At 72.3% G+C, this 11,154-nt stretch carries 12 protein-coding genes; 7 read left to right on the top strand and 5 right to left on the bottom strand.

Going from position 1 to position 11,154, the window contains the following annotated elements:
• Positions 1-8 precede the first annotated feature (8 nt).
• Positions 9-542: an Lrp/AsnC family transcriptional regulator gene (locus AF335_RS13440; RefSeq protein ID WP_102918539.1), complete on the top strand. Its 534-nt coding sequence runs from the start codon at positions 9-11 to the stop codon at positions 540-542.
• A gap of 69 nt (positions 543-611) precedes the next feature.
• Here AF335_RS13440 and AF335_RS13435 read toward each other — a convergent pair whose 3' ends face one another.
• On the bottom strand, positions 612-1,202 hold the full coding sequence (locus AF335_RS13435) for a TetR/AcrR family transcriptional regulator (RefSeq protein ID WP_087927293.1): 591 nt from the start codon (positions 1,200-1,202) through the stop codon (positions 612-614).
• 2 nt (positions 1,203-1,204) lie between these two features.
• Positions 1,205-2,725, bottom strand: a complete 1,521-nt coding sequence (locus tag AF335_RS13430) for a 3-hydroxyacyl-CoA dehydrogenase (RefSeq protein ID WP_102918538.1) — start codon at positions 2,723-2,725, stop codon at positions 1,205-1,207.
• A 178-nt stretch (positions 2,726-2,903) separates the two neighbouring features.
• Between AF335_RS13430 and paaN the strand changes: the two genes are divergently transcribed.
• Positions 2,904-4,607, top strand: coding sequence for a phenylacetic acid degradation protein PaaN (gene paaN / locus AF335_RS13425; protein WP_102918537.1), 1,704 nt, complete (start codon positions 2,904-2,906; stop codon positions 4,605-4,607).
• On the opposite strand, the gene AF335_RS13420 is transcribed toward paaN, so the two are convergent.
• From AF335_RS13420 to AF335_RS13410, 3 genes are read right to left on the bottom strand one after another with little or no spacing between them, the layout of a single operon-like run.
• Positions 4,608-5,366, bottom strand: a complete 759-nt coding sequence (locus AF335_RS13420) for a TrmH family RNA methyltransferase (protein ID WP_102918536.1) — start codon at positions 5,364-5,366, stop codon at positions 4,608-4,610.
• 4 nt (positions 5,367-5,370) lie between these two features.
• Entirely contained in the window at positions 5,371-6,594 is a 1,224-nt protein-coding gene (locus AF335_RS13415; protein WP_102918535.1) for an HTTM domain-containing protein, read from the bottom strand.
• Positions 6,591-7,265 (bottom strand): DUF5819 family protein, encoded by a 675-nt coding sequence (locus AF335_RS13410; RefSeq protein ID WP_102918534.1) that lies wholly within the window; start codon positions 7,263-7,265, stop codon positions 6,591-6,593. Before AF335_RS13410 ends, AF335_RS13415 begins: the two co-directional genes overlap by 4 nt.
• Positions 7,266-7,453: 188 nt before the next feature.
• Here AF335_RS13410 and paaA point away from each other — a divergent pair, with 188 nt between their 5' ends.
• From paaA to AF335_RS13385, 5 genes are read left to right on the top strand one after another with little or no spacing between them, the layout of a single operon-like run.
• Positions 7,454-8,416: a 1,2-phenylacetyl-CoA epoxidase subunit PaaA gene (paaA, locus tag AF335_RS13405; protein ID WP_102918533.1), complete on the top strand. Its 963-nt coding sequence runs from the start codon at positions 7,454-7,456 to the stop codon at positions 8,414-8,416.
• On the top strand, positions 8,413-8,700 hold the full coding sequence (gene paaB / locus AF335_RS13400; RefSeq protein WP_095584687.1) for a 1,2-phenylacetyl-CoA epoxidase subunit PaaB: 288 nt from the start codon (positions 8,413-8,415) through the stop codon (positions 8,698-8,700). Before paaA ends, paaB begins: the two co-directional genes overlap by 4 nt.
• Positions 8,697-9,446 carry a 1,2-phenylacetyl-CoA epoxidase subunit PaaC gene (gene paaC / locus AF335_RS13395; protein ID WP_102918532.1) on the top strand — a complete coding sequence of 250 codons (750 nt, stop codon included), beginning with the start codon at positions 8,697-8,699 and terminating at the stop codon, positions 9,444-9,446. The genes paaB and paaC overlap by 4 nt, the downstream gene beginning before the upstream one ends.
• Complete coding sequence (paaD, locus tag AF335_RS13390) at positions 9,440-9,949, top strand: 1,2-phenylacetyl-CoA epoxidase subunit PaaD (protein ID WP_102918531.1); 510 nt, start codon at positions 9,440-9,442, stop codon at positions 9,947-9,949. The genes paaC and paaD overlap by 7 nt, the downstream gene beginning before the upstream one ends.
• Positions 9,950-11,041, top strand: coding sequence for a 2Fe-2S iron-sulfur cluster-binding protein (locus tag AF335_RS13385; protein WP_102918530.1), 1,092 nt, complete (start codon positions 9,950-9,952; stop codon positions 11,039-11,041).
• The last annotated feature ends 113 nt before the right edge of the window (positions 11,042-11,154 follow it).

Genomic DNA, 11,154 nt, shown 5'->3' with positions numbered 1-11,154 from the left:
GGGGCGGCATGCCGGACGAACAGATGGCCTTCGCGGGCGACAGGCCGCCCGCGCGGCCGCTGGACGAGATCGACCGCGCGATCCTGCGCATGCTCCGGTCCGACGGCCGTGCGTCGATACGGTCCGTGGCCGAGCGGGTGCACGTCTCGCGCGCCAACGCCTACGCGCGGATCAACCGCTTGATCGACGACGGGGTGATCCGGGGCTTCAGCACCCGCATCGACCAGGAGCGGGCGGGCCAGACGGCCTCGGCGTACATCACGTTGAAGATCGTGCAGAACTCCTGGCGATCGGTCCGCGAGAAGCTCCGCGCGCTGCCGGGCGCCGCGCACATCGCCCTGGTGAGCGGGGACTTCGACGTGCTGCTGCTGGTGCACGCCAAGGACAACCGCGCCCTGCGCGAGCTGGTGCTGACGCGTATCCAGGCCATGGAGGAGGTGCTCAGCACCCGCACGCTGCTGGTCTTCGAGGAGACCGACCTCCAGGAGGGCGGCCCGGGCGGCACGGCCCCAGGGGCGCCGGTCGGGCCCGGGGACCGCTGAGGCCCCCGGGACGGGTGTCCCAGGGGCCTCGTGGCGCGGCATGCGGGCGGGCGCCTTCCGGAGCGGCGGCTAGCGGTACGTACGCAGCCCCGCGAAGGCCGTACGGACCACCGCGTCGGCCACCTCGTCGCTCGTGGAGCCGCCGCGGCCCGGCCGGTACCACTCGACCACGGAATTGATCATGCCGAAGAGCAGCCGGGTCGCCAGCCGCACATCGACGTCCTCCCGGAGGTCGCCGTCGGCCGCCGCCTGCTTGAGCAGTTCGGCGACCCGGTGGTCGAACTCGCGGCGGCGCTCCATGGCCCAGCGCTCGGTATCCGTGTTGCCCCGGACGCGCAGCAGCAGCGTCACATAGGGCAGCTCGGCCATCAGCACCTCCACGGTGCGCCGGGTGACGTGCTCCAGCCGGTCGACGGACCGTCCCTCGACGGCGCGGGGCTCGTCCAGGACGGCGAAGAGCTCGTCCAGCGCGCGGCTTATCGCGAGCCGCAGCAGCTCCTCCTTGCCCTTCACATGGTGGTAGATGGAGGACTTGGAGATGCCGGCCGCCCGGGAGAGGTGCTCCATGGACGTGCCGTCGTAGCCCCGCTCGTTGAACACCTGGACGGCGACCGCGAGCAGCGATTCGGGCGTGTAGGTGTCGCGCTTGGCCATGGTCATGATTAGAGCACCTGTCGTTCGATGTCCGCACGGCGCCTGAGCGCCCAGGACGGCGCGTAGCGCCCGCCGGGGCTCTGGTGGTGCATGGAGTCCAGGAGGCCCCACAGCCAGTGTGCGCCGAGCCGCTCGGTCCACTCGAACGGGCCGCCCGGGTAGTTCACGCCCAGCCGCATGGCGGTGTCGACGTCCTCGGGGCTCGCGACCCCGCGGGCGGCGGCGTCGACCGCGAAGTCGACGATCATGGCCACGGTGCGCGCGACGATCAGGCCGGGCACGTCGTCGACGACGCTGACCTTCTTGCCGAGCGCCTGGAAGAGGCCGACCGCCTCCCGCACCTGCTCGGGGGTGGCGCGGTGCGAGGGCGCGAGGGCGATGCGGGTCGCCGCCCGGTAGTCGAGGGCGAGGTCGAAGCGGATGAGCGGTTCGTCCGTGTCGCCCGTGGCGACGTGGCCGCCGGTCAGCACGAGGCGGGCGCCGCCGGGCAGCCGGACGGACCACCCGGACGCCCCCGGCGCGCGGTCGTGGGTGACCTTGACGCCCGCTTCCTCGATCATCTCGCGCAGGACCGCGGCCGGGCCGGCCGGCGTCCCGTGGACGACCACCGACGCGGGCGCGGGCGCGGGCTCCGCGGTGTGCGGGGCGGGGCGCTCGGCGCCGTCGGCGTGGTCGTACCAGCCGCGGCCCGACTTGCGGCCGAGCAAACCGGCCTCCACCAGGCGCCGCTGGGCGAGCGAGGGCCTGAACTTCGGGTCCTGGAAGAAGGAGTCGTAGACCGAACGGGTGACGGCTTCGTTCACATCCTGGCCGATGAGGTCGGTCAGTTCGAACGGGCCCATGGCGAAGCCGCCGCACTCGCGCAGTACGGCGTCGAGAGTGGCCGGGTCGGCGACGCGCTCCTCCAGGAGCCGGAACGCCTCGGCGTAGAAGGGCCGGGCGACGCGGTTGACGATGAACCCGGGGGTGTCCGCGGACCGCACCGGCGTCTTGCCCCAGGCGGCCACGGTGGCCTGGGCGCGATCGGCGGCGGCCGGGTCGGTCGCGTGGCCCTGGACGACCTCCACGAGCGGCAGCAGCGGCGCGGGGTTGAAGAAGTGCAGGCCGACGAAACGGCCGGGCAGGCGCAGGGCTCCCGCGACAGCGGTGACCGACAGGGAGGATGTGTTGGTGGCGAGCAGGCAGTCGTCCGGAACGACTGATTCCAGCTCGGCGAACAGCTTCTGCTTGGCGTCGAGTTGCTCCAGAATCGCCTCGATGACGAGTGCGGAGTCAGCGAGTTCGGCCGTACTGGTGGCCGGGTGCAGGCGGGCGCGGGCCGCGTCGCGGCCGGCGGCGTCGAGCCTGCCCTTCTCCACGAGGCGGTCGAGGCGTGCGCCGATGGCCCGCGCGGCCTCGGCGGCGCGGCCCTCCGCCGCGTCGTACAGGCGTACGGGGTGTCCGGCCACGAGGGCGACCTGGGCGATCCCCTGGCCCATGGTGCCGGTGCCGACGACGGCGACGGTACGTCCCAGCTCGATTGCGGTCATGCCGGTGATCCTCCCCGATGAGTTGTCCACAGGTTCGCCGGGCCCCCTTGTCCCGACCGATCGTTCGGTTACTGTATCTACCGGGGGGTGCTCGTGGCCTCCGAAGCCTGTCGCCCGACCCCTGTTCCCGAAGCCTGCCGCCTCATCCGAGCCCAGCTCGACAAGGAGTTGGTCAGCCGTGACCGCCGGACTCACCACCGCCCAGTTGATCGAGAAGCACCGCCCTACCCTCGACCAGGCACTGGACGCGATCCGTTCGCGCGCCTACTGGTCCCCCTTCCCCGAGCACCCGAAGGCGTACGGGGCGGAGGGCGCCGTGCCCGGGAGCCTGAGCGCGGCCGAGGGGCAGGCCGCCTTCGAGGCGCTGCGCGGCCGGCGCTTCGAGCTGGACCAGCCCGGCGCGGACGGCTGGGCGAGCTCCGAAGTCTCGCCCTACGGCCCGGAGCTGGGCATCGAGTATCCGCACGCCGACGCCGACGTCCTGCTGCCGGCCCTGCGCGCGGCCATGCCGCAGTGGCGCGAGGCGGGCCCGGAGGCGCGGGCCGCGGTCTGTCTGGAGATCCTGACCCGGATCAACGCCCGCACGCACGAGTTCGCCCATGCCGTCATGCACACCAGCGGCCAGGCGTTCATGATGGCCTTCCAGGCCGGTGGTCCGCACGCCCAGGACCGCGGCCTCGAGGCCGTCACCTACGCCTACGCCGAGCAGGTGCGCACCCCGGCCGCGGCCGAGTGGTCCAAGCCGCAGGGCAAGCGGGATCCCCTGGAGCTCCGCAAGGAGTTCACGCCCGTGCCGCGCGGCGTCTCTCTCCTCATCGGCTGCAACACCTTCCCCACCTGGAACGGCTTCCCCGGTCTGTTCGCCTCCCTGGCCACCGGCAACGCCGTCCTGGTCAAGCCGCACCCCCGCGCCGTGCTGCCGCTCGCGCTCACGGTGCGGATCGCCCGCGAGGTGCTGCGCGAGGCGGGATTCTCCCCCGACCTGGTGGCCCTGGCCGCCGAGCGGGACGGCGAGGGCATCGCCAAGTCGCTGGCCGTGCGCCCGGAGATCCGCATCGTCGACTACACCGGCTCCACCGCCTTCGGCGACTGGCTGGAGGCCCATGCCCGTCAGGCGCAGGTCTTCACCGAGAAGGCCGGTGTCAACACGGTCGTCATCGAATCGACCGACGACTACAAGGGCCTGCTGAGCAACCTCGCCTTCTCCCTGTCGCTCTACAGCGGCCAGATGTGCACCACCCCGCAGAACTTCCTCATCCCGCGCGGGGGCATCGCCACCGACGCCGGCCCCAGGACCTTCGACGAGGTGGTGGCCGATCTGGCCGCCGCGGTCGAGGGCCTGCTGGGTGACGACGCCCGGGCCAACGCCCTGCTGGGCGCCATCGTCAACCCCCAGGTCAAGGAGCGGATCGACGCCGCCGCCCAGCTCGGCGAGGTCGCCCTGGCCTCCCGGACGGTCGCCAACCCCGACTTCCCCGGCGCCACGGTCCGTACGCCGGTGATCGTGAAGCTGGACGGCGCCAAGCCCGACTCCGAGGCGGCCTATCTCTCCGAGTGCTTCGGGCCGGTGTCCTTCGCCGTCGCCGTCGACTCGGCGGCCGACGCCGTGGAGCTGCTGCGCCGCACGGTGCGGGAGCAGGGCGCCATGACCGTCGGCGCGTACACCACGTCGCCGGAGGTCGAGCGGTTGATCGAGGAGGCGTGCCTGGAGGAGTGCGCCCAGCTCTCCCTGAACCTCACCGGTGGGGTGTATGTGAACCAGACGGCCGCCTTCTCCGACTTCCACGGCTCGGGCGGCAACCCCTCGGCCAATGCCGCGCTGTGCGACGGAGCGTTCGTGGCCACCCGGTTCCGCACCGTCGAGGTGCGCCGCCAGGCGTAGCTAGACCGGGGCCGGTCCGCCCCAGTGGAAGAGCGCCATGGCGACGCTCGTGGCGAGGTTGTAGCTCGACACCTGGGGCCGCATGGGAAGGGCGACCAGCCGGGTCGCCCTCTCCCGCAGCTCGGGGGAGATCCCGTGCCGCTCGGAGCCGAAGGCGATCAGGGCGTCGTCGGGGAGGGTGACGGACCGGATGTCGTCGCCCTCCGGATCCAGCACATACAGCGGGCCGGGCGGAAGTTCGGGCAGCGGCAGGTGCTCGACGGCCGTGGCGTAGTGCAGGCCGGCGCCCGCCCGTACGGCGTTCGGGTGCCAGGGGTCGAGGTCGCCGGTGGTGACCACACCCGTGGCGCCGAAGCCGGCGGCGAGCCGGATCACGGCGCCCACGTTGCCGAGGTTGCGGGGGTTGTCCAGGACGACCACCGGGGCCTGCCGAGGCGCCCGGGAAAGGGCGTCGAGGTTGGCCCGGCGGGCGGGCCTGGCCGCCAGGGCGGCCACCCCGGTGGGGTGCACACGGGGCAGCAGCTCCCGCAGGGTCCGTGCGGGGATCTCGACCAGCCGCTCGTCGAGCGTCCCGGTGAGGTCGTCGGCGAGCTGTTCAGCGAGGGCCAGCGCCGCCTTCTTGTCCGCGGTGACCGCCAGGCGCACGTCCGCGCCGAAGCGCAGGGCGTGCTTCAGGGCGTGGAAGCCGTCGAGCAGTACGGCGTCGGGGGCGGCCTCGCCCCACTGCCGCACGGCGGCCACGGCTTCGTCCTCGGTCATGCCCTCAGCCTACGAGAGTGCGGGAGGCGGTCTCGTCCTCCCGCTGGGGCGGGAGGGTCTTCCTCCGGGCGGGGAGCACCCGGTCCCGGGCGCGGCCGGTGAGCTCGCCCACGCGGCGCAGGAAGCCGGTGGGCAGGAAGACCGCGTCCGCCACGATCATCGCGAGGGAGAAGAAGGGCAGGCCGAGGGTGACGGCGATGCCCAGGTGCTCGGCCATCATCAGCGCGAGCAGGACGTTCTTGACCCGCCGGTTGAGCAGGGTGAAGGGGAAGGCGACCTGCACGGCGACCGTGCCGTAGCTGAGCAGCAGCACCATGAGGCCGTTGCCGGCGAGGGCGTGCGAGAGCTCGGGCCAGGGCGAGAAGTAGTCGAGGTGCAGCGGGTAGTAGAGCGCGGTGCCGTCCTGCCAGCGCGAGCCCTGGATCTTGTACCAGCCGGCCGTGGCGTAGATCAGGCAGACCTCGACCATGATCACCAACAGGGCGGCGTTGTGGGCCAGCTGGGCGAAGGCGTCGAGGACGGTGCGGGGCTCGCCCGGCGCGTAGCGGCACACGGCCCACCACACGCCCTGGACGAGCCACAGCCCCCACAGCGCGGTCGCCCAGCCGAGGCCGGGCAGCGGGCCGTCGGTGGTCCAGGACAGCCCCGTACCGCCGAAGAGCTGCGCGGCGATCAGCGCGAGACCGCAGAGCGCCCACAGCACGATGCCGGTGACGTCCGGGCCCGCGGCCGGGTCCTGGCCGCGGCGCCGGGCGCGGCGGGCGTCGAGGGACCACACCAGGCCGCAACGGGTGAGGACGGTGTAGAGGGCCATCAGATGGATGACGTTGTCGCCGCCGTCCCCGAGGAAGACGCTGCGGTTCTGCAGGGACAGCACGCCGATCATGGAGAGCACCGACATGGTCCGGGTGCGCCAGCCGAGCATCAGCAGGGCGCTGGAGACCAGGGCGCCGGCGTAGACGCACTCGAACCAGAACGTGCTGTCGGACCACATCAGGACGGTGAAGGAGTGGTTGTCGGCGATCAGCCGGCGGGCCATGTCCCAGCTCCAGGGCCCGTCGGGCCCGTACAGCTCATGGCGGTCGGGCCATTCGCGGAGCAGGAAGCAGAGCCAGGTGAAGGAGAGCCCGATCCGGATGACGGCCGTCTGGTAGCGGCCGAGCGAGGTGCCGGTGACGCGGTCGAAGCCGCGCGTGAGGGCGGCGAGGGGTGTCCTGAGCGTGCTCACCGGTTCGCCTCCGGGAGGTCCGCGGTCGCCACGGGCCACCAGGCCAGGGTCCGGTAGGACGGCTTGCCGCCGCCCTTCTCGTCGCTCCAGGGCGGCGGTGCGACGACCGTCGTCACGGACCGCACCTGTACGCGCTGGACCGGGCGGCCCTCCTGGCCGCTCAGCCGGGCCACGGCGATCCGGCGTATGTACTCCTCGGACAGGCTGCCGCGGAGCCCGTTGGGGCGCTCCCGCACGTCGTGCGTGCCCGTGTAGAAGTCCCAGGCGCGGCGCAGCAGGTTCTGCTGGGCGTGGCTGGGGAGAAGGTTGTGGTGGATGGCGGCACCGTCCTGCGCGGAGAGATCGGTCCAGCGGGTGAGGGTGGTGCGGCCGTCCGGTCCCCGCAGCTCGGCGCGCGCCTGGACGGCGACGTTCTGCTGGAGGGGGTTGGGGGCGAAGAACTTCCAGTTCTGTTCGAACTCGGGATAGATGTAGTCGCCAATGGCCTTGGCGTGCTGCTTACTGACCGTGTTCGACGGCGCCACATGCAGGAACACCATCGTCAGGTGCACGGCCGCCGCGACCGCCACCACCGCGGCCCCGGCGGCCACGGCGACGCGCGCGGGAAGCGACGGTCGGGTCGCCCCGGCGCCGCCACCGCCGGGCCCGTCGCGCTCGTCATCCGGCCCCATACCCCGCCCCGATCCTGCGTGTCACCAGTCTTCCCACCTGTCGTCGTGCACCCCGAACCGTACCGATGCCGTCCGGCCCGGCACAGCGCACCGGGGTTATCCACAGGCTTGACACCCTCGGAGGCAGCGGCCCACCATTGAACCGAACGATCGGTCGGTCGGGAGCAATCGAGAGGCAGGGGCATGCCATGACGACGATGGCGCCGGACACGGAGTCGTACGAAGCGGTGTTCGACGCCGCCGTGGCCGCCGACGAGCGCATCGAGCCACGCGACTGGATGCCCGACGCCTACCGCGCCTCACTCGTCCGGCAGATAGCGCAGCACGCCCACAGCGAGATCATCGGCATGCAGCCCGAGGCCAACTGGATCACCCGGGCCCCCTCGCTGCGGCGCAAGGCCATCCTGATGGCCAAGGTGCAGGACGAGGCGGGCCACGGCCTCTATCTCTACAGCGCCGCCGAGACCCTGGGCACCGGCCGCGACGAGCTCCTCGACAAGCTCCACTCGGGCCGCCAGAAGTACTCCTCGATCTTCAACTACCCCACGCTGACCTGGGCGGACGTCGGCGCCATCGGCTGGCTCGTGGACGGCGCGGCCATCACCAACCAGGTCCCGCTGTGCCGCTGCTCCTACGGCCCCTACGCCCGTGCGATGGTCCGGGTCTGCAAGGAGGAGTCCTTCCACCAGCGCCAGGGTTACGAGCTGCTGCTCACCCTGAGCCGGGGCACCGAGGCACAGCACGCGATGGCGCAGGACGCCGTGGACCGCTGGTGGTGGCCGTCGCTGATGATGTTCGGCCCGCCCGACGACGAGTCGGCCCACTCGGCCCAGTCCATGGCCTGGAAGATCAAGCGCCACTCCAACGACGAACTGCGCCAGCGGTTCGTGGACATCTGTGTGCCGCAGGCGGAGTCCCTCGGACTCACGCTCCCCGACCCGGACCTCCGGTGGAACGAGGAGCGCGGCCACCACGACTTCGGCCCCATCGACTGGGCCGAGTTCCACGCGGTCCTGCGTGGCAACGGCCCGTGCAACGACCAGCGGATCAACCGCCGGCGGCAGGCCCACGAGGACGGCGCGTGGGTGCGCGAGGCCGCCGCCGCATACGCCGGGAAGCACCGTGACACCCAGGGGGAGGCAAGGGCATGACCAGCACCGATTGGCCGCTGTGGGAGGTGTTCGTGCGCAGCAGGCGAGGTCTGTCGCACACCCACGCGGGAAGCCTGCACGCACCGGACGCCGAGATGGCCCTGCGGAACGCCCGGGACCTCTACACCCGGCGCTCCGAAGGCGTCTCGATCTGGGTGGTGCCCTCCGCCTCGATCACCGCCTCCTCGCCGGACGAGAAGGACCCCTTCTTCGAGCCGGCCGCCGACAAGCCCTACCGCCACCCCACGTTCTACGACATCCCGGAGGGGGTGCGGCACCTGTGAAGCAGGCCCCCGCACACGTCCCGGCCACCGCCGGCGCGGTCCCCGCGGCCGCGGCGCTGGCCCTCGGCGACGACGCCCTGGTGCTCTCCCACCGCCTGGCCGAGTGGGCCGGGAACGCCCCGGTCCTGGAGGAGGAGGTCGCGCTCACCAATATCGCGCTGGACCTCCTCGGCCAGGCCCGTTTCCTCCTCTCCCTCGTCGGCGACGAGGACGAGCTTGCGTACCTCAGGGAGGAGCGCGCCTTCCGGAACGTCCAGTTGGTCGAGCAGCCCAATGGCGACTTCGCCCACACCATCGCCCGCCAGCTCTTCTTCTCGACGTACCAGGAGCTGCTCTTCGGCCGGTTGGCCGCCGGGGACGGCCCGTTCGCCCCGCTGGCCGGCAAGGCCGTCAAGGAGGTCACCTACCACCGCGACCACGCCGAGCACTGGACGCTTCGGCTCGGTGACGGGACCGAGGAGAGCCATCGCCGGATGCAGACCGCCCTTGACGCCCTGTGGCGCTACACCGGCGAGCTCTTCGAGCCGGTCGAGGGCCTGGAGGTGGATGTCACGGCCCTGCGCGACGCCTGGCTGACCTTGATCACCAAGACGGTCCGGCAGGCCACCCTGGAGCTCCCCACCGGCCCTCAGGCGGGTGCGTGGACGGCCGGGGCCGGGCGCCAGGGCCTGCACACCGAGCCGTTCGGCCGGATGATCGCCGAGATGCAGCACCTGCACCGCAGCCACCCGGGGGCGTCATGGTGACGGCCCGGACCCCGCTGCCCACTCCCCTGGAGGAGAGGCTCCTGGAGCTGGCGGGCGCCGTCCCCGACCCGGAGCTCCCGGTGGTGACCCTCGCGGAGCTGGGCGTCCTGCGCGGCCTCCAGATGTCCGGCCCCGGCCGGGTCGAGGTGGAGCTCACCCCCACGTACACCGGCTGTCCGGCCGTCGAGGCGATGGCCGCGGACATCGAGCGGGTGCTGCGTGACGAGGGCATTCCCGAGGTCGAGGTCCGCACGGTCCTCGCCCCCGCCTGGTCCACGGACGACATCACGCCCGAAGGCCGCCGCAAGCTGGCCGAGTTCGGGGTGGCGCCGCCGCGCGTCAGCGACCCGGGCGGCCCGGTCCCGGTGTCCCTCGGCATCCGCTGCCCGCACTGCGGATCCACCGACACCACCCTCCTCAGCCGCTTCTCCTCCACCGCCTGCAAGGCCCTGCGCCGCTGCGAGGCATGCCGCGAACCGTTCGACCACTTCAAGGAGTTGTAGATGGCAGCGGCCCGCCATGGCGCCTTCCACCCGCTGCGGGTGACCGCCGTCGACGCCCTCACCGACGACTCCGTCGCCCTGACCTTCGCCGTGCCCCCGGAGCTCCGTGAGCTCTATCGCTACGCCCCGGGCCAGCACATCTCGGTCCGCCGCAGTACCCAGGACGGCGAGATCCGGCGCACCTACTCCCTCTGCGGCCCCGCGCCCGCCCCTGAGGACGCCGGGGTGGCGGAGCTGCGGGTCGGGGTGCGGCTGGTCGACGGCGGGGTGTTCTCCACGTACGCCCTGAAGGAGCTGGCGGTCGGGGACACCGTGGAGGTGATGACGCCGGTCGGCCGGTTCGTGCTGGAGCCCCGTGCGGGGCACTTCGCGGCGATCGTCGGCGGCAGCGGGATCACCCCCGTCCTGTCCCTCGCCTCGACCCTGCTCGCCCGGATCCCGGACGCCCGGTTCTGCCTGATACGCAGCGACCGCACCACGGCTTCCGCGATGTTCCTGGAGGAGGTGGCCGATCTCAAGGACCGCTACCCCGAACGCTTCCAGCTGGTGCACACCCTCTCCCGGGAGGAGCAGCAGGCGGGCCTGCCGTCCGGCCGGCTGGACGAGGAGCGGCTGACGCGGCTGCTGCCGGCGCTGCTGCCGGTGGAGGCGATCGACGGCTGGTATCTGTGCGGCCCGCACGGGCTGGTGCAGGGGGCCGAGCGGGCGCTGAGCGCTCTGGGCGTCCCCCGGGACCGGGTGCACCAGGAGATCTTCCACGTCGAGTCCACGGCCCCCGCGGCCGAGGCACCCATGGCAACGGTGCCCGCGCCGGCCCACAGCACGGTGACGGCGCAGCTGGACGGGCGCGGTGGCAGCTGGCCGGTCCGGGAAGGGGAGTCGCTGCTGGAGGCGGTCCTGCGCAACCGCGCCGACGCGCCGTACGCCTGCAAGGGCGGCGTCTGTGGCACCTGCCGGGCCTATCTGGTCAAGGGCGAGGTGCGGATGGAGCGGAATTTCGCCCTGGAGCCGGAGGAAGTGGCGGCCGGATATGTGCTGGCCTGCCAGTCGCACCCGACGACGGAAGAGGTGGAGCTGGACTTCGACCGCTGAACGAAGGCCGGCGCCTGCCGTCCGGCCACCCTCCGCCTCCGACGTACCGCTCTTCACCGAGCCGCCACCTGTTCCAAATTCCTGCAACCTGTTCTAAGTTGACGCTCCATCAG

Source organism: Streptomyces eurocidicus (assembly GCF_002891295.1).
Lineage (GTDB): Bacteria > Actinomycetota > Actinomycetes > Streptomycetales > Streptomycetaceae > Streptomyces > Streptomyces eurocidicus.
This window is presented reverse-complemented; position numbering and strand designations above follow the sequence as displayed.